This window comes from Citrobacter sp. RHB21-C05, assembly GCF_013889015.1.
Taxonomy (GTDB): domain Bacteria; phylum Pseudomonadota; class Gammaproteobacteria; order Enterobacterales; family Enterobacteriaceae; genus Citrobacter_A; species Citrobacter_A sedlakii.
Map to the genome: position 1 here is coordinate 849,123 of NZ_CP057611.1, position 18,747 is coordinate 867,869.

Annotated in this window: 16 protein-coding genes; 11 read left to right on the plus strand and 5 right to left on the minus strand. The window is 56.0% G+C overall.

The genetic code is table 11. From position 1 onward, the window contains the following. Window positions 1-13: 13 nt before the first annotated feature. Window positions 14-1,042 carry an HTH-type transcriptional regulator GalR gene (galR, locus tag HVX72_RS04060; RefSeq protein ID WP_042288933.1) on the minus strand — a complete coding sequence of 343 codons (1,029 nt, stop codon included), beginning with the start codon at window positions 1,040-1,042 and terminating at the stop codon, window positions 14-16. 589 nt (window positions 1,043-1,631) lie between these two features. Here galR and aas point away from each other — a divergent pair. Continuing rightward, window positions 1,632-3,791, plus strand: coding sequence for a bifunctional acyl-ACP--phospholipid O-acyltransferase/long-chain-fatty-acid--ACP ligase (gene aas, locus HVX72_RS04065; RefSeq protein WP_181822590.1), 2,160 nt, complete (start codon window positions 1,632-1,634; stop codon window positions 3,789-3,791). Continuing rightward, window positions 3,784-4,989, plus strand: coding sequence for a lysophospholipid transporter LplT (gene lplT / locus HVX72_RS04070; RefSeq protein WP_042288927.1), 1,206 nt, complete (start codon window positions 3,784-3,786; stop codon window positions 4,987-4,989). Before aas ends, lplT begins: the two co-directional genes overlap by 8 nt. A 76-nt stretch (window positions 4,990-5,065) precedes the next feature. Here lplT and HVX72_RS04075 read toward each other — a convergent pair whose 3' ends face one another. The 4 genes from HVX72_RS04075 to mutH all read right to left on the minus strand — a co-directional run bounded on the left by HVX72_RS04075 (window position 5,066) and on the right by mutH (window position 8,041). Continuing rightward, window positions 5,066-6,106: an NADP(H)-dependent aldo-keto reductase gene (locus HVX72_RS04075; RefSeq protein WP_181822591.1), complete on the minus strand. Its 1,041-nt coding sequence runs from the start codon at window positions 6,104-6,106 to the stop codon at window positions 5,066-5,068. Between the two features lie 107 nt (window positions 6,107-6,213). Next, complete coding sequence (gene ygdR / locus HVX72_RS04080) at window positions 6,214-6,432, minus strand: lipoprotein YgdR (protein WP_042288923.1); 219 nt, start codon at window positions 6,430-6,432, stop codon at window positions 6,214-6,216. Between the two features lie 136 nt (window positions 6,433-6,568). Next, the gene (locus HVX72_RS04085; RefSeq protein ID WP_042288921.1) at window positions 6,569-7,282 is read right to left on the minus strand and encodes a TerC family protein; all 714 of its coding nucleotides are present in this window, start codon (window positions 7,280-7,282) and stop codon (window positions 6,569-6,571) included. A gap of 63 nt (window positions 7,283-7,345) precedes the next feature. Further along, window positions 7,346-8,041: a DNA mismatch repair endonuclease MutH gene (gene mutH / locus HVX72_RS04090; protein ID WP_181822592.1), complete on the minus strand. Its 696-nt coding sequence runs from the start codon at window positions 8,039-8,041 to the stop codon at window positions 7,346-7,348. 684 nt (window positions 8,042-8,725) lie between these two features. Here mutH and rppH point away from each other — a divergent pair. The 9 genes from rppH to recC all read left to right on the plus strand — a co-directional run bounded on the left by rppH (window position 8,726) and on the right by recC (window position 18,671). Continuing rightward, a complete protein-coding gene (gene rppH / locus HVX72_RS04095) occupies window positions 8,726-9,256 on the plus strand; it encodes an RNA pyrophosphohydrolase (protein ID WP_042288915.1) in 531 nt (176 codons plus the stop codon). 12 nt (window positions 9,257-9,268) lie between these two features. After that, on the plus strand, window positions 9,269-11,515 hold the full coding sequence (gene ptsP, locus HVX72_RS04100; protein WP_181822593.1) for a phosphoenolpyruvate--protein phosphotransferase: 2,247 nt from the start codon (window positions 9,269-9,271) through the stop codon (window positions 11,513-11,515). 175 nt (window positions 11,516-11,690) lie between these two features. Further along, window positions 11,691-12,566: a prolipoprotein diacylglyceryl transferase gene (gene lgt, locus HVX72_RS04105; RefSeq protein ID WP_042288910.1), complete on the plus strand. Its 876-nt coding sequence runs from the start codon at window positions 11,691-11,693 to the stop codon at window positions 12,564-12,566. A gap of 6 nt (window positions 12,567-12,572) precedes the next feature. After that, a complete protein-coding gene (gene thyA / locus HVX72_RS04110) occupies window positions 12,573-13,367 on the plus strand; it encodes a thymidylate synthase (RefSeq protein ID WP_042288907.1) in 795 nt (264 codons plus the stop codon). Between the two features lie 183 nt (window positions 13,368-13,550). Continuing rightward, the gene (locus HVX72_RS04115; protein ID WP_181822594.1) at window positions 13,551-14,021 is read left to right on the plus strand and encodes a prepilin peptidase-dependent protein; all 471 of its coding nucleotides are present in this window, start codon (window positions 13,551-13,553) and stop codon (window positions 14,019-14,021) included. After that, on the plus strand, window positions 14,012-14,575 hold the full coding sequence (locus tag HVX72_RS04120; RefSeq protein ID WP_042289061.1) for a prepilin peptidase-dependent protein: 564 nt from the start codon (window positions 14,012-14,014) through the stop codon (window positions 14,573-14,575). The genes HVX72_RS04115 and HVX72_RS04120 overlap by 10 nt, the downstream gene beginning before the upstream one ends. Next, window positions 14,572-14,979, plus strand: a complete 408-nt coding sequence (locus HVX72_RS04125; RefSeq protein ID WP_181822595.1) for a DUF2509 family protein — start codon at window positions 14,572-14,574, stop codon at window positions 14,977-14,979. Before HVX72_RS04120 ends, HVX72_RS04125 begins: the two co-directional genes overlap by 4 nt. Further along, window positions 14,964-15,284: a prepilin-type N-terminal cleavage/methylation domain-containing protein gene (locus tag HVX72_RS04130; protein ID WP_042288899.1), complete on the plus strand. Its 321-nt coding sequence runs from the start codon at window positions 14,964-14,966 to the stop codon at window positions 15,282-15,284. The genes HVX72_RS04125 and HVX72_RS04130 overlap by 16 nt, the downstream gene beginning before the upstream one ends. A 15-nt stretch (window positions 15,285-15,299) precedes the next feature. Then, window positions 15,300-18,671 (plus strand): exodeoxyribonuclease V subunit gamma, encoded by a 3,372-nt coding sequence (gene recC, locus HVX72_RS04135; RefSeq protein WP_181822596.1) that lies wholly within the window; start codon window positions 15,300-15,302, stop codon window positions 18,669-18,671. Window positions 18,672-18,747 lie beyond the last annotated feature (76 nt).

The window sequence follows — 18,747 nt, forward strand, 5'->3', positions numbered from 1 at the left end:
GACGCTTTCCTGATTACTCGTTTAATGACGGTTGTCCCGCTTCGGCTGGCGAGGCCACAGAATGACGGCGCACCAGCGTGGGGCTGAAGACATGGGTGATATCCGGTAACGGGCGTTTTTCCGCCAGTGCCAGCGCCAGTTCCGCCGCCTGGGTCGCCATGGTGACGATAGGGTAACGCACGGTCGTCAGGCGTGGGCGGACGTAGCGGGACACCAGCACATCGTCGAAACCAATCAGTGAGATCTCCGATGGCACTTCCACGCCGTTGTCGTTGAGTACGCCCATTGCGCCCGCCGCCATCGAGTCGTTATAGCAGGCGACCGCCGTAAAGTTTCGGCCACGACCCAATAGCTCGGTCATCGCCTGCTCGCCGCCGCTCTCGTCGGGCTCGCCGAAGGTGACGAGCCTGTCGTTAACCGGAATTCCGCTCTCTGCGAGGGCGTCGTAATAGCCTTTAAGACGATCTTCGGCGTCTGAAATAGAGTGATTGGAGCAGAGATAGCCGATGCGGGTATGACCCTGCTGAATTAAATGACGCGTCGCCAGCCAGGCGCCGTAGCGGTCGTCAAGGGCGACGCAGCGCTGTTCAAAGCCAGGCAGAATGCGGTTGATCAGCACCATGCCGGGCATCTGTTCCATTAACGAGACCAGATCGGCGTCCGGGATCATCTTGGCGTGTACCACCAGCGCCGCGCAGCGGTGGCGGATAAGCTGTTCAATCGCCTGTCGCTCTTTCTGTTCATTATGGTAGCCGTTGCCGATCAGTAAAAAATTGCCAGTGTTATAGGCGACCTGCTCGACGGCTTTCACCATTGCGCCAAAAAAGGGGTCAGACACGTCGCCGACCACCAGACCCACGGTCTCGGTGGACTGTTGCGCCAGCGCGCGCGCATTTGCATTGGGGTGATAACTGAGCGACGCCATCGCGCTGGTCACCGCCAGGCGCGACGCCTCGCTGGCCTTGGGAGAATCATTGATAACGCGAGAAACGGTGGCGACTGAAACACCAGCCAGTCGGGCTACATCCTTTATGGTCGCCATGACAGTACCTATTGTGGGTAAACGCTTACATTCTGTCAGTGTTACGGAAAACGCCCGACGGTTCAAGCGGTTCGCCCGCGACAACGCCGCAAATGTGAGCACGGCCAGGAGATAGACGACTCAGTGCCGACAATACAAACCTTTAGTTACACTTTGCGAAAGGCTGTTGCGTTTGTTCGCTGGCGAGCGTTCGCCGCGCATTGATACAGTGATGATCCCAGAGGTATTGATAGGTGGAGTCGACTTTCGGGTTGACCACATGACTTACACCAACCTGCGCAGATGTGCAGGTTTTTTTTTGCCCATCAGCCATTCTGTAACAGTAACCGATAATTTACACAACTCGTTGCATTTCCCTTCATTCCTTTGCGTTTTCTTGCTGGCGAAGCGGCCAGCGTCGGACCACAATCAAGATCCCAGAGGTATTGATTGGTGAGATTATTCGGTACGCTCTTCGTACCTGTCTCTTGCACCAACCTGCGCGGATGCGCAGGTTTTTTTTCGTACTGACTTTCTGTGTCGCTCCCATTGCCCTAATCGTGTAATCTGCCACCATTATTTAATCGAATCCTCGGCAAAGGGAGTTGAAATGCTATTTGGATTTTTCCGCAGCTTGTGCCGTGTGCTCTATCGGGTACGCGTCACGGGCGATATGAAGGCGCTGCACGGAGAGCGGGTATTAATCACGCCGAACCATGTTTCGTTTATTGACGGCATCCTACTGGCGCTGTTCTTGCCGGTGCGCCCGGTCTTTGCGGTGTATACCTCGATTAGCCAGCAGTGGTATATGCGCTGGTTGACCTCGCTGATTGATTTCGTGCCTCTCGATCCCACCAAACCGATGGCCATCAAACATCTGGTGCGACTGATTGAGCAGGGACGTCCGGTGGTAATCTTCCCTGAAGGGCGTATCTCGGTGAGCGGTTCGCTGATGAAGATCTACGACGGCGCCGGATTCGTCGCGGCGAAATCCGGCGCCACGCTGGTGCCGGTACGTATTGAAGGCGCGGAACTTACCCATTTCAGCCGCCTGAAAGGGCTGGTCAAACGTCGTTTTTTCCCGCGCATTCAGCTTCATATCCTGCCGCCAACCCAGTTGCCGATGCCGGACGCGCCGCGTGCGCGCGATCGCCGCAGAATCGCTGGCGAAATGCTGCATCAAAAAATGATGGAAGCGCGGATGGCGGTGCGTCCGCGTGAAACCCTGTACGAATCGCTGCTGGCGGCAAAATACCGCTATGGCGCGGGCAAAAAGTGTATTGAAGACATCAACTTCAAGCCGGACAGCTACCGGCAACTGCTCATCAAAACGCTGTTTGTCGGGCGTATTCTGGAAAAATACAGCGCGGAGGGCGAAAGGATCGGCCTGATGCTGCCGAACGCCGCCATCAGCGCGGCGGTGATTTTCGGCGCGGTGTCGCGTCGCCGTGTACCGGCGATGATGAACTACACGGCGGGTGTTAAAGGGCTAAGCAGCGCGATCGCCGCCGCAGAGATTAAAACCATTTTCACCTCCCGCCAGTTCCTCGATAAAGGCAAACTCTGGCACCTGCCGGAGCAGTTGACTCAGGTGCGCTGGGTTTATCTGGAAGACCTGAAAGCGGACGTCACCCCCGCCGACAAGGTGTGGATTTTCGCCCACCTGCTGATGCCGCGTCTGGCGCAGGTGAAACAGCAACCGGAAGAGGCGGCGGTGATCCTTTTCACCTCCGGGTCTGAGGGCCACCCAAAGGGCGTGGTCCATAGCCACAAAAGCCTGCTGGCTAACGTTGAGCAGATCAAAACCATCGCGGATTTTACCGCTAACGACCGCTTTATGTCGGCGCTGCCGCTGTTTCACTCGTTCGGTCTGACCGTGGGGCTGTTCACGCCGCTGCTGACTGGCGCGGAAGTATTCCTTTATCCCAGTCCGTTGCATTACCGTATTGTGCCGGAGCTGGTTTACGACCGGAACTGTACGGTGCTGTTTGGCACCTCGACGTTTCTTGGCAACTATGCGCGCTTTGCGAACCCGTATGATTTTTACCGCCTGCGCTACGTGGTGGCCGGCGCGGAGAAACTGCAGGAGAGCACGAAGCAGCTCTGGCAGGATAAGTTTGGTCTGCGCATCCTTGAGGGCTACGGCGTGACGGAATGCGCGCCGGTGGTTTCCATTAACGTACCGATGGCGGCGAAACCGGGCACCGTGGGGCGGATCCTGCCGGGAATGGACGCGCGCCTGCTTGCGGTGCCTGGCATTGACGGCGGCGGACGGTTACAGCTGAAAGGACCGAATATCATGAACGGTTATCTGCGGGTGGAAAAACCGGGCGTGCTCGAGGTGCCGACAGCGGAAAATGCGCAGGGAGAACTGGAGCGCGGCTGGTACGACACCGGCGATATTGTGCGTTTTGACGAACAGGGGTTTGTGCAGATTCAGGGGCGCGCGAAGCGCTTTGCCAAAATTGCGGGCGAAATGGTGTCGCTGGAGATGGTCGAACAGGTGGCGTTGGGCGTTTCACCGGAGAGAATGCACGCCACGGCAATCAAGAGCGACGCCAGCAAAGGCGAAGCGCTGGTGCTCTTTACTACCGATAGCGAACTGACCCGCGACAAACTCCAGCAGTACGCCCGGGCGCACGGCGTTCCGGAACTGGCGGTACCGCGCGACATCCGCTATCTGAAACAAATGCCGCTGTTGGGAAGCGGTAAGCCGGATTTTGTTACGCTGAAAAGCTGGGTCGATGAAGCGGAACAACAACATGGGTGAGTCAGTGCATACTAACACCTCGATTTGGTCGAAAGGGATGATGTCGGTTATTGCCGCGCAGTTTCTCTCTGCGTTTGGCGATAACGCGCTGTTGTTTGCCACACTGGCGCTGCTGAAAGCGCAGTTTTATCCGGACTGGAGTCAGCCGATCTTGCAAATGGTGTTTGTGGGTGCTTACATTCTGTTTGCGCCCTTTGTCGGGCAGGTAGCTGACAGCTTCGCCAAAGGTCGGGTGATGATGTTCGCCAACGGCCTGAAACTGCTGGGAGCGGCAAGTATTTGTTTCGGCTTCAACCCGTTTATCGGCTATACGCTGGTGGGGATTGGCGCGGCGGCCTATTCACCTGCGAAATATGGCATTCTTGGCGAACTGACTACCGGCGATAAGCTGGTGAAGGCCAATGGCTTAATGGAAGCCTCTACTATTGCCGCGATCCTGCTCGGTTCGGTGGCGGGCGGCGTGCTGGCTGACTGGCATGTGATCGCCGCGCTGGTCGCCTGCGCGCTGGCCTACGCCGGGGCGGTCGTGGCAAACCTGTTCATTCCAAAGCTGGCGGCTGCGCGTCCCGGACAGTCCTGGCATCTGGCGAAGATGACCCGCAGTTTTTTCTGCGCCTGCGCGTCGCTGTGGCGCAATGGCGAAACGCGTTTTTCCCTTGTTGGCACCAGCCTGTTCTGGGGCGCTGGCGTGACGCTGCGTTTTCTGCTGGTGCTGTGGGTGCCGGTCGCGCTGGGGATCGCCGATAACGCCACGCCAACCTACCTGAATGCGATGGTTGCCATCGGTATTGTGGCGGGGGCTGGCGCAGCGGCCAGGCTGGTCACCCTGGAAACCGTCGCGCGCTGCATGCCTGCGGGGATCCTGATCGGCGTGGTCGTACTGATTTTCTCTCTGCAACACGCGCTGCTTCCGGCTTATGGACTGCTGATGCTGATCGGCATTCTGGGCGGTTTTTTTGTGGTGCCGCTGAACGCTCTGCTGCAGGAGCGCGGTAAACGAAGCGTCGGCGCGGGCAACGCCATTGCGGTGCAGAACCTCGGGGAAAACAGCGCGATGCTGCTGATGCTGGGGTTGTACTCACTGGCGGTGTGGGTTGGGATCCCGGTCGTTGCCGTCGGCATTGGGTTTGGCGGTCTGTTCGCACTGGCGATTGCCGCGCTGTGGATTTGGCAGCGTCGCCAGGCGTCGTCGCGCTAAAGATAGCGGCTGTGTTTAATCCTGCCTACTTCGTCCCGGTAGGCAGGATAAGCGTCACGCCGCCGGGCGCTAATCGTCACGGTGCCGGATAGGTATAAACCTGATGCACCGCTTCGATCTCCGTCAGCACCTCTTCGCTTAATTCCAGATGCAGGCTTTCAACATTGGCGTGTAGCTGTTCCATCGTGGTGGCGCCCAGCAGGGTGCTGGCGACAAACGGTTGACGGCGAACGAATGCCAACGCCATTTGCGCCGGATCCAGACCATGACGTTTCGCGATATCCACATAGGCCGCCACGGCTTTTTCGGTCTGCGCGCCGCTGTAGCGGGTAAAGCGGCTGAATAAGGTATTGCGTGCGCCAGCGGGTTTTGCGCCGTTCAGATACTTACCTGTCAGGGCGCCAAAGGCGAGGCAGGAATAGGCCAACAGCTCGACGCCTTCATACTGGCTCACCTCCGCCAGGCCGACTTCAAAGCTGCGGTTAACCAGACTGTACGGGTTCTGAATGGTGACGATGCGCGGCAGGTCGTGTTTATCCGCGAGATGAAGATAGCGCATCACGCCGAAAGCGGTTTCGTTGGAAACGCCGATATAGCGAATCTTTCCGGCGCGCTGAAATTCGGCCAGCGCATCCAGCGTATCCAGCAGCGAGACCACCGGCGCCGCGTCCGTCCAGCTGTAGCCGAGCTTGCCGAAGCAGTTGGTCTGACGCTGGGGCCAGTGCACCTGGTACAGATCCAGATAATCGGTCTGCAGCCGCTTCAGGCTGTCGTGCAGCGCTTCACGAATGTTCTTGCGGTCCAGCGCCTGGTTTGGCCGAATGCCGCTGTCGTTATTGCGCGCCGGACCGCTGACTTTCGAGGCGATAATCAGCTTTTCGCGGCAGCCCTGTTTCGCCAGCCAGTTGCCAACGTAGGTTTCGGTGAGTCCCTGGGTTTCCGGTCGCGGCGGGACCGGGTACATCTCGGCCACGTCGATCAGGTTAATGCCATTCGCGACGGCATAGTTGAGCTGTGCATGTGCATCGGCTTCGCTATTTTGTTCACCAAACGTCATTGTGCCCAGCCCCAGTGTACTGACTTCAAGTGAGCTGTGGGGTATACGGTGATAGTGCATAGCCGTTTCCTTTTTATAATCACGACATAAGGATGATAAAAATGGCTGAGGGAGGGGAAAAAGGGAAGAAAAATTGTTAAGGCCAGCGCGAATGCTGACCTCAACCATCAACGCTCAATGATTTGAGAAACGTCGTCGCGGTTAATTTGCATGGCGTTACCCTGCTGATCGTGGTAGCTCACCAGACCGGTATCATCGTCTATTTCCGGTTTTCCGTCGGTCAGGATCATACGTCCGTCTTTGGTCGCCATGACATAGTCGCTACTGCAGCCGGAAACGGCAAAAGCCAGTCCTACGGCGGAAATTACTACTGCCCATTTTTTCATCCATTTATCCTCACGTGGCATTCGTCTGATAATAGTCTAGTAATAACGTGAAGTTATGCTCAGGGAAAGCAGTAAAATCTTAATCTGTGAAAGGACGGAGAAGGCATTCGCTCCCCGTAGGGAGCGAAAGGGAGGATCACAGCGGGTTCTTTTTGTTTCGCAGCAGGTTCAGGCTCTCTACCGCGATAGAGAAGAACATGGCGAAATAGATGTAGCCCTTCGGTACGTGAACGTCGAAACTTTCCAGAATAAGCGTAAAGCCAACCAGGATAAGGAACGACAGCGCGAGCATCTTCACGGATGGGTGTCTGTCGACAAACTCGCCGATGGGACGCGCGGCAAACATCATCACGCCTACGGCTATCACCACCGCCGCCATCATGATGAACAGATGATCGGACAACCCTACCGCCGTGATCACCGAATCCAGACTGAAGATGATATCCAGCAGCATAATCTGCACGATCGCCCCCAGAAAAGAGGAGACGCGGGTTTTCAGCCCTTCTTCTTCACCTTCAATGGATTCGTGGATCTCCTTGCTCGCTTTCCAGATCAGGAACAGACCGCCGAGCAGCAGAATGAGATCGCGTGCGGAGATTTCCTCGCCAAAAACCTCAAACAGCGGATTCGTCAGGCGTGTCACCCAGGCAATGGAAGCCAGCAGCGCCAGACGCATGATCATCGCCGCGGCGAGACCGAGGCGTCGGGCATGCGCACGCTGCGCGGTAGGAAGTTTTGCAACGACCAGAGAGAGAAAAATAATATTATCGATCCCGAGCACGATCTCCAGCAGCGTCAGCGTACCGAGCGCGAGCCAGGCGTTGGGATCGGTTATCCATGCAAATAACATTGAGCAAAGTCCTGCCAAAAAAAGAAGCGGTAATTATATGCCTCTACCACGGCAGGCGAAAGTCTAACGCTGCTGTAACAAAAAATGGCGTTCCAGCAGGGCGCGAGTGAAGTTCTTTTTCAGATAGAAACCGCGTGGCAACGTCAGGATTGGCTGGCCCTGCGCGCCAATGGCTTCGGTCAGCGCTTTGGCGTTGGCGGCCTTGGGGCGCAATTGTAAAAATTCGCCATGCCGGGCGGTAATTCGTTCCACCTGGCCTAATACAATCATATCCATCAGCTCTTCCCAGTCGAGACGCAACTGGCGCTCCTCGTCCGGGTTCGGACTCCACAGCACAGGGGAGCCGACACGCCGCAAGGAGAGCGGGATGGCGCGGTCGCCCTCTACCGGGATCCATAACACCCGCTTCAGTTTATGCCGCACATGGCTGGTTTCCCACGTAACGCCGCTATTGCCGGTGAGCGGGGCGACACAGACGAAGGTGGTCTCAAGGGGGCGTCCCTGACTGTCCACAGGAATCGTTTTCAGTTCCACACCTAAAGCCGCGAAATCCTGCTCAGGTTTACTGCCCGCGCTGGCTCCCAGCCACAGCTCCAGTAAAACGCCAATCCAGCCTTTATCGCGTTTGAGATCTTTTGGCGTTGTCATCCCGGCAAGCGCGGCCAGTTCACCCAGCGTATAGCCTGAAATCTGCTGCGCCTGCTGGAGTAGCAGCGCTTCTGATTCCGGTGGAAAACGTAACGGCTGGAGAGCGGACATAGCGAGATACCTTAGGTGAAAAAATAGACAACGGATTTATACCGCAGAAAAGAAGTTTATCGTTTTCCGCCCCTTCTGTTCAATCCTATGATTTAACGTGCTTTTTAGATGACAGAGCGGTGAGTTGCGCAACATGAAAACCGGTTTTCCAATTCTGGTCACTGAAAATAAACAGGATCTTACACCATGTTATCCACAGAAAGATGGGATAACTGTGAAAAACCGCGACTACTGTTTCCATTTACAGCCTTGACGTGCGGGGAAAATCGAATTTTCACACAAATTGTGTTTAACTTATTGGCACAATCTGTGGATAAAACCGACGCTGTTCGATCTTTCATCAGCCCGAGGATCGTTGGTGTGATGGCCGTCACTTTTTTATCGGGGAACCGGTAAATAAGTGAAGTAACCGCATGAATAACCGCATTTATTTTTTAACCCCGTCAGGGCGTTTATTCAGACTGTTCTGGGTTTTCCCGGAGTAATTCCATACTTTTTCACAACTCTATCCACAGAAAAGGTGAATAAGATCGGTCAAAAATGCCAGTTTCTGTTTATAACTTCGTTCTTAACTGTGAGTTATTCAATTGTTATTAGATACGCAGGTCGCTAACACAATGGTTTACCGCCTGTCAGGAGTGTGAAACAATCATTCATATATAAGGTTTACGTTGAGGTAGTCCGGTGATTGATGACGATGGCTACCGCCCAAATGTAGGTATCGTAATTTGTAATCGTCAGGGGCAAGTCATGTGGGCCCGGCGATTTGGTCAGCACTCCTGGCAATTCCCGCAAGGCGGAATCAACCCTGGAGAATCAGCAGAACAGGCGATGTACCGGGAACTGTTTGAAGAAGTTGGGTTAAGCCGTAAAGATGTGCGGATCCTGGCTTCTACTCGCAACTGGTTGCGTTACAAGTTACCGAAACGTTTGGTGCGTTGGGACACAAAGCCGGTTTGTATCGGCCAGAAGCAAAAGTGGTTTCTTTTGCAGTTGATGAGCGCGGACGCGGAAATCAACATGCAAACCAGCAGTACACCTGAGTTCGATGGCTGGCGTTGGGTAAGCTACTGGTACCCGGTTCGGCAAGTGGTTTCATTCAAACGTGATGTTTACCGCAGGGTGATGAAAGAGTTCGCAAGTGTCGTGATGGCGCTTCAGGAAGCGACGCCGAAGCCGCAAAGCGCGCCTGCTTATCGACGTAAAAGAGGTTAAGCCACGCAAATTATGCTCACCCGCCTGCGCGAAATAGTCGAAAAGGTGGCCAGTGCTCCACGTCTGAATGAAGCGTTGAACATCCTGGTCACCGACATCTGTCTGGCGATGGATACTGAGGTCTGTTCGGTCTACCTGGCCGATCACGATCGACGTTGTTATTATCTCATGGCGACGCGGGGGCTAAAAAAACCGCGAGGTCGCACGGTTGCGCTCGCCTTCGATGAAGGGATCGTCGGCCTGGTAGGCAGGCTGGCGGAGCCGATCAACCTTGCCGATGCGCAAAAACACCCCAGTTTCAAGTACATTCCCTCAGTTAAAGAAGAGCGCTTTCGCGCGTTTCTTGGCGTGCCGATCATCCAGCGGCGACAACTGCTGGGCGTGCTGGTGGTTCAGCAGCGCGAGCTGCGCCAGTACGACGAAAGCGAAGAATCATTCCTCGTCACGCTCGCCACCCAGATGGCGGCCATTCTTTCACAGTCTCAGCTCACTGCGCTGTTCGGTCAGTACCGTCAGACGCGCATCCGCGCGCTGCCCGCCTCGCCAGGTATTGTCATTGCCGAAGGCTGGCAGGATGCAACGCTGCCGCTGATGGAGCAGGTGTATCAGGCTTCCACTCTGGATCCGGCGCTAGAGCGCGAGCGTCTGACCGGCGCGCTCGAAGAAGCGGCGAACGAATTTCGCCGTTACAGTAAACGCTATGCGGCTGGCGCGCAAAAAGAGACGGCGGCGATATTTGATCTCTATTCGCACCTGCTCTCTGATGCCCGGCTGCGGCGGGAGCTGTTCGCCGAAGTCGATAAAGGCGCGGTGGCGGAATGGGCGGTCAAAACGATCATCGAGAAGTTTGCCGAACAGTTTGCGGCGCTGAGTGACAATTATTTAAAAGAGCGTGCGGGCGATCTGCGCGCGCTCGGCCAGCGCTTGTTGTTCCATCTTGATGACGCCATCCAGGGGCCAAACGCCTGGCCGGAGCGCTTTATTCTGGTTGCCGATGAGCTTTCCGCCGCGACGCTTGCGGAGCTGCCGCAGGACAGACTGGCTGGCGTTGTGGTTCGTGACGGCGCCGCCAACTCACATGCGGCGATTATGGTTCGCGCGCTGGGGATCCCGACCGTCATGGGGGCCGATATTCAGCCTTCGGTACTGCATCGGCGCACGCTGGTGGTGGACGGCTATCGTGGCGAACTACTGGTTGATCCTGAACCGGTATTGATCCAGGAATATCAGCGGCTTGTCAGCGAGGAGATCGCGCTCAGCCGTCTGGCGGAAGATGATGTCAACCAGCCTGCGCAGTTGAAAAGCGGCGAACGGGTTAAGGTGATGCTGAACGCCGGTCTGAGTCCGGAGCATGAAGAAAAACTCGGTAGCCGCATTGACGGTATTGGCCTGTACCGCACCGAAATACCCTTCATGCTGCAAAGCGGCTTTCCGTCTGAAGAGGAGCAGGTCGCGCAGTATCAGGGCATGCTGCAAATGTTTAACGACAAGCCGGTCACGCTGCGTACGCTGGACGTCGGGGCGGACAAACAGCTGCCGTATATGCCGATCAGCGAAGAGAACCCGTGTCTTGGCTGGCGGGGGATCCGCATTACGCTCGATCAGCCGGAGATCTTCCTGATCCAGGTGCGTGCGATGCTCCGCGCCAACGCGGCAACGGGCAACCTGAGCATTTTGCTGCCGATGGTCACCAGCATTGATGAAGTGGATGAAGCGCGGCGGTTGATCGATCGCGCCGGGCGCGAAGTGGAAGAGATGATCGGTTACGCGATCCCTAAACCACGGATCGGCATCATGCTTGAAGTGCCGTCAATGGTGTTTATGCTGCCGCATCTTGCCAGTCGCATCGACTTTATCTCGGTTGGCACGAACGATCTGACCCAGTACATTCTGGCGGTAGATCGCAATAACACGCGCGTCGCCAGTATTTATGACAGCCTGCATCCAGGCATGCTGCGCGCGCTGGCAATGATCGTGCAGGAAGCGGAGCGAAGCGGCATTGATCTGCGCCTGTGCGGTGAAATGGCCGGGGATCCCATGTGCGTACCGATCCTGATTGGTCTTGGGTTCCGCCATCTTTCGATGAACGGCCGTTCGGTAGCGCGAGTGAAATACCTGCTTCGCCATATCGATTTTGAAGACGCGAAGGTGCTCGCCCGGCGCAGTCTGGAGGCGCAGCTGGCGACGGAGGTCCGGCATCAGGTCGCAGCCTTTATGGAGCGGCGTGGGGTCGGCGGTTTGATCCGCGGCGGACTGTGATTACGCAACTGTTTCCAGTGCGTTTGTCCGTTGCCTGACAGAACTTTTACAACCCGACGCAACTGCCGCGCGCCCCTTATGCTATTATTCGCACCTTCGGAGCGCCTGTAACCTGCGGGCGTGCATCTCGCGCGCTGACTTATTTCAGCAAAATTACAAGAACTTGTGGTGACAGATGACCAGTAGCTATCTGCATTTTCCGGAATTCGATCCGGTCATTTTCTCAATTGGACCCGTCGCGCTTCACTGGTACGGCTTAATGTATCTGGTGGGGTTCATTTTTGCGATGTGGCTGGCGACGCGGCGTGCCAACCGCCCGGGCAGCGGCTGGACCAGGAATGAAGTCGAAAATTTACTCTATGCAGGCTTCCTCGGGGTATTCCTCGGCGGACGTATTGGCTACGTGCTGTTCTATAACTTCCCGTTGTTTCTGGAAAATCCCCTGTATCTGTTCCGCGTCTGGGACGGCGGCATGTCCTTCCACGGCGGCCTGATCGGCGTGATTCTGGTGATGATCATTTTTGCCAGACGCACAAAGCGTAACTTCTTCCAGGTTTCTGATTTTATCGCGCCGTTGATCCCGTTTGGCCTGGGCGCGGGCCGTCTGGGCAACTTTATCAACGGCGAACTGTGGGGGCGTGTGGACCCTGATTTCTCTTACGCCATGCTGTTCCCTGGCTCGCGTACCGAGGATATTCTGCTGCTGCAAACGCATCCGCAGTGGCAGTCCATTTTTGACACCTACGGCGTCCTGCCTCGCCACGCTTCCCAGCTCTATGAAATGGTGCTGGAAGGGATAGTCCTGTTTATCATTCTTAACCTGTTTATTCGTAAACCGCGACCGATGGGCTCCGTATCCGGATTGTTTTTGATTGGTTACGGCGCGTTTCGTATCATCGTGGAATTCTTCCGCCAGCCGGATGCGCAGTTTACCGGCGAATGGGTACAGTACATCAGCATGGGGCAGATCCTCTCAATTCCGATGATTGTCGCTGGTGTGATCATGATGGTTTGGGCTTACCGCCGCAGCCCGCAGCAACACGTTTCCTGAGGAACCATGAAACAGTATTTAGAACTGATGCAAAAAGTGCTGGATGAAGGCACACAGAAAAACGACCGCACCGGAACCGGAACGCTTTCCATTTTTGGTCATCAGATGCGTTTTAACCTGCAGGAAGGATTCCCGCTGGTGACGACAAAGCGTTGCCATCTGCGCTCGATCATTCATGAACTGCTGTGGTTCCTGCAGGGTGACACCAACGTCGCTTATCTGCATGAAAATAATGTCTCCATCTGGGATGAATGGGCGGATGAAAATGGCGATCTCGGTCCGGTTTACGGCAAGCAGTGGCGTGCCTGGCCGACGCCTGACGGCCGTCATATCGACCAGATCACCACGGTGATGAATCAGCTGAAAAACGACCCCGATTCGCGCCGTATCATCGTTTCTGCCTGGAATGTCGGCGAACTGGATAAAATGGCGCTGGCGCCCTGCCATGCGTTCTTCCAGTTCTATGTGGCGGACGGCAAGCTCTCCTGCCAGCTTTATCAACGTTCTTGCGACGTGTTCCTCGGCCTGCCTTTCAACATCGCCAGCTACGCCCTGCTGGTGCATATGATGGCGCAACAGTGCGACCTGGAGGTGGGCGATTTCGTCTGGACCGGTGGCGACACCCACCTGTACAGCAACCATATGGAGCAAACGCACTTGCAGTTAAGCCGTGAACCGCGCGCGCTACCGAAACTGGTGATCAAGCGTAAGCCGGCATCGATCTTCGACTATCGCTTTGAAGACTTTGATATTGAGGGCTACGATCCGCATCCCGGCATCAAAGCGCCCGTGGCTATCTGACCCTTGCTATCCTGTCATGACCGACGCCACAGTGCGTCGGTTTTTTTTATCCTGATACCGATCTTTCGGCGCGGATTCCAACGATTCTGCAATCTGCTGCAACGCCGTAAATATTCTTCGTAACGCGCCGAATAATCCGCGTTCTCCCCTCGTTTTTATTTTTCGCCCGGCCATACTGCCGCTATGAAAAAACAGCAGGGTTATACGCTCATCGAAATGCTGGTCGCGATGCTTATTATCGTCAGCCTGAGTGCAACGGGACTGTATGGCTGGCAACGCTGGCAGCAACAGCAGCGCTTATGGCAGACCGCCTGCGAACTGCGGGATTATTTGCTTCAACTGCGTGAAGATGCCAACTGGCATAACCGCGACCATACCATTGCCGTCATCAGGGAGGAGGAAAGAGAGTGTCTTGTCAGTTCGCTTGCCCAACAAACGACCTGTGTGCCACGTTCCGCGCTGGTCTTTACGCCGCGTTGGCACGACATCGCCATCGCGGAGATCACGCCGTCGCTGGCCTTCTTTGGCCTGCGCAACACTGCCTGGGCCGGACATATCCGCCTGAAAAACCCGGCGGGAGAATGGCGTCTGGTTGTGTCGCCGTGGGGGCGCATTCGCTTGTGCGAGCGCGACAACACCGAGGCCTGCCGATGAACGAACGCGGATTTTCATTGCTCGAAGTTTTAATCGCGATGGCCATCGGTAGTGTACTGCTGTTGGGAGCCGCCCGCTTTTTGCCCGCCTTACAGCGCGACATTTTGCAGCATACCCGAAGGCTTTCGCTGGAAGACGATGTGTGGCAGCGGGTGTATACCGTCGCGAAGCATCTTCAGCGAGCCGGGTATTGTTATGGTAGCTGCAAGGGAAAAGGGTTGTTTATTGCCCAACAGGGGCAATGCGTGATCGCGCAGTGGGATGCCAACGGTAACGGTATCTGGGAGCGCGAGCCGCTAAAAGACGCCGAACAGATTGGGTTTCGTCTTAGCGGTAGCGCACTGGAAACATTGCGGGGGGCAAGAAGCTGTACCGACAAAGGTTGGGATAAAATGACCGATCCAGACACCGTTCAGATCACCGGGTTTGTGGTTGAACGGCAAGACACTGCTGGTTTTGCGCCCGAACTGACCCTACGGTTGCGCGGCGAGAGCCGGGCCCGTCCGCGGATGGCGATTGACGTGTTGTATAGCGTGACGGGATTTAATCTGTGAACCGTGAGCGAGGCGTCTCTTCTCTTGCACTGGTACTGTTGCTGTTGGTGCTTGGGAGCCTGCTGTTGCAAGGGCTAAACCAGCAGCAAACGCATTTTTCCCGGCGCGTGGTGCTGGAAAGCCAGGCCTTACAGCGTCAGGCGCTGGTGCAGTCAGCCATAGAGTGGGGCAGAATGCAGCATTGGGGCACAGGCGCTGAAAAACAGTGTCGGTATTATGCGGCGGAAAGGGTTCCCGTCTGCCTGCGTCAGATCGATGGAAAACGCGCGCTGCTTATTGCAAGCTGGCAGGGGACATCATTATGGCGACAAGCGGAACAGCGCGAAGAAAGCGTCGTGTTTTCTCCGTCTGGCTGGAGCGATTTTTGCCCGCTGCGGGAGGTTGCGCTATGCCAGCTTCCCTGAGCCGCCAGCGTGGTTTTAGCCTGCCTGACGTGCTGTTAGCCATGCTGTTGATGGTCATGGTGGTCACCGCGCTTTCCGGGTATCAGCGTGCGCTAATGAACAGTTTTGTCGTGAACGGCCAGTATCTGCAACAGTGGCGACTCGCCTGGCGACAAACGCAACTGCGGCCATTATCGCCACCTGATAACTGGCGGGTTAACCGGATGCAGACAACGCAGGCCGGATGTGTCAGCATCAGCGTTCAGCTGGTTTCACCGCTGGGCAGACAGGGCGCGATGACGCGTCTGCACTGCCCTAATCGTTAGTTGTCAGGAGTCTCTATGTTAAGGGTCTACCACTCAAACCGTCTGGATGTGCTGGAAGCGTTGATGGAGTTTATCGTCGAGCGCGAGCGGCTGGACGATCCGTTCGAGCCAGAAATGATTTTGGTGCAAAGCACCGGTATGGCGCAGTGGTTACAAATGACCCTTTCGCAGAAGTTTGGCATCGCCGCCAATATCGAGTTTCCTCTGCCGGCGAGTTTTATCTGGGACATGTTTGTTCGCGTGTTGCCGGAAATTCCTAAAGAGAGCGCATTTAGCAAACAGAGCATGAGCTGGAAACTTATGACGCTGTTGCCACAGCTTCTGGAGCAAGACGACTTCGCGTTGCTGCGCCACTATCTGACGGACGACAGTGACAAACGCAAACTGTTCCAGCTTTCTTCGCGTGCGGCGGATCTGTTCGACCAGTACCTGGTTTACCGTCCTGACTGGCTGACGCAGTGGGAAACAGGGCGCAGGATTGAGGGGCTGGGCGAGGCTCAACGTTGGCAGGCGCCGCTGTGGAAGGCGCTGGTGGAATACACCGCGGAGTTAGGACAACCGCGCTGGCACCGCGCTAACCTTTACCAGCGTTTCATTCAGACTCTTAACAGCGCCAGTTCCTGTCCGCCCGGACTGCCTTCTCGGGTGTTTATCTGCGGAATTTCCGCGCTACCGCCCGTCTATTTGCAGGCGCTGCAGGCCCTCGGTAAACATATCGACATTCATTTGCTTTTTACCAATCCCTGCCGTTATTACTGGGGTGATATTAAAGATCCTGCCTGGCTGGCAAAGCTGCTGGCGCGTCAACGGCGGCACAGCTTCGAAGAGCGCCATTTACCATTGTTTCGTGATAATGCGAAAGCCGAAAGCTTATTTAACCGCGACGGAGAACAGGACGTTGGCAATCCAATGTTGGCGTCATGGGGGAAGCTGGGACGAGACTACATTTACCTGCTCTCCGAACTGGAAAACAGCCAGGAGCTGGATGCGTTCGTCGACGTCACGCCGGATAACCTGCTGCACGCTATTCAGGCCGATATCCTTGAGCTGGAGAACCGCGCGGTAGCGGGCGTGAATCTGGAAGAATATTCGCGCAGCGACAGTAAGCGTCGGCTTGACCCGAACGATACCAGCGTTACTTTTCACGTGTGTCATAGTCCGCAGCGAGAAGTGGAAGTGCTTCACGATCGCCTGCTGGCAATGCTTGAGGCCGATCCCTCGCTGACTCCGCGCGATATTATCGTGATGGTGGCGGATATCGACAGCTATAGCCCGTTTATTCAGGCGGTATTTGGCAGCGCGCCGCCTGAGCGTTATCTGCCCTATGCCATTTCGGATCGCCGCGCCCGCCAGTCTCACCCGGTTTTGCAGGCGTTTATCAGTCTGCTGTCACTGCCTGACAGCCGCTTTGTTTCTGAAGATGTGCTGGCGTTACTGGATGTGCCGGTGCTGGCGGCGCGTTTTAATATCAGTGAAGAAGGGCTGCGCTATCTGCGGTTGTGGGTTAACGAATCCGGCATCCGTTGGGGGATTGATGACGATAACGTACGGGAGCTGGCGCTTCCGGCGACGGGGCAGCACACCTGGCGATTTGGCCTGACGCGAATGCTGCTCGGCTACGCGATGGAAAGCGCGCAGGGCGAATGGCAGTCCGTCCTGCCGTATGACGAATCCAGCGGGCTGATTGCGGAACTGGTTGGGCATCTTGCGTCTCTGCTGATGCAGCTCAACATCTGGCGACGTGGACTGGCGCAGGAGCGGCCTCTGGAGGAGTGGTTACCCGTTTGCCGGGACATGCTCAACGATTTTTTCCAGCCGGACAGCGAAACGGAAGCCGCCATGACGCTGATAGAGCAGCAGTGGCAGACGATTATTGCCGAAGGAATAGGCGCGGAATATGGCGATGCGGTACCGCTTTCGCTACTGCGTGATGAACTGGCGCAGCGACTGGATCAGGAGCGAATCAGTCAGCGATTCCTGGCCGGTCCGGTGAACATCTGTACCCTGATGCCGATGCGGTCCATCCCGTTCAAAGTGGTTTGTTTGCTGGGAATGAACGACGGCATTTACCCACGCCAGCTGCCCCCGCTTGGTTTTGACCTGATGAGCCAGAAGCCAATGCGTGGCGATCGCAGTCGTCGGGATGATGACCGCTACTTATTCCTGGAAGCATTAATTTCTGCCCAACAGACGTTGTATATCAGCTATATCGGGCGCTCCATTCAGGATAACAGTGAACGCTTTCCTTCGGTACTGGTGCAGGAACTGCTCGACTATATCGGACAAAGCCATTATTTGCCGGGCGACGAGGCGCTGACCTGCGATGAAAGCGAGGCGCGGGTGAAAGCACATATTGCCTGTCTGCATACGCGAATGCCGTTTGACGCGCAGAACTTCCAGCCTGGCGAGTTGCAGAGCTACGCCAGCGAGTGGTTGCCAGCGGCCAGCCGTAGCGGAAAGGCCCATAGCGATTTTGTCCAGCCGCTGGAATTTGCGATGCCGGATACGTTGAATCTCGACACGCTTCAGCGTTTCTGGGCGCATCCGGTACGGGCGTTTTTCCAGATGCGATTGCGGGTTAATTTTCGCGCTGAGGAGAGTGATATTCCGGACACGGAGCCTTTTACTCTGGAAGGTTTAAGCCGTTATCAGCTCAACCAGCAGTTGCTGAACGCGCTGGTCGAGCAGGGCGATGCGGAAAGCCTGTTCCGTCGTTTCCGCGCGGCGGGCGATCTGCCTTACGGGGCGTTTGGCGAAATTCTCTGGGAAGCTCAGCATCAGGAAATGCAGACGCTGGCCGACAAAATTATTGCCTGTCGCCAGCCGAGTCAGAGTCTGGAAATCGATCTCGACTGTCACGGCGTCCAGTTGACTGGCTGGCTGCCGCAGGTGCAGGAGGACGGCCTGTTACGCTGGCGGCCTTCCCTAATCAGTGTTTCGCAGGGCGTGCAACTTTGGCTCGAACACCTTGTCTATTGTGCCTGCGGGGGAAAAGGCGAAAGTCGGCTGTTTTTGCGAAAAGACGGCGAATGGCGCTTCCCGCCGTTGGAAAAAGAGCAGGCGTTAGGCTACCTTGCGCAACTGATTGAAGGCTATCGCGAAGGGATGTCCGCGCCGCTTTTGGTTCTGCCGGAAAGCGGCGGCGCGTGGATAAAAGCCTGTTACGACGCGGCAAATGATGCCATGTTAGAGGACGACGACACGCGCCAGAAGGCCCGCACGAAGTTTTTGCAGGCTTACGAAGGGAATATGGTCGTGCGTGGCGAAGGCGATGATATCTGGTATCAGCGCCTGTGGCGGCAGCTGGAGCCAGACACGCTTGAGATGATACTCGCGCAGTCGCAACGTTACCTGCTTCCGCTTTTCAGATTTAATCAGTCGTCATGATTGTATAAAAATTGCGCAATTTAAAGGCTTCCTTTAAGATGCGTTGCCCTGCCCGGAGTCGCAAACGGCGTGTCTT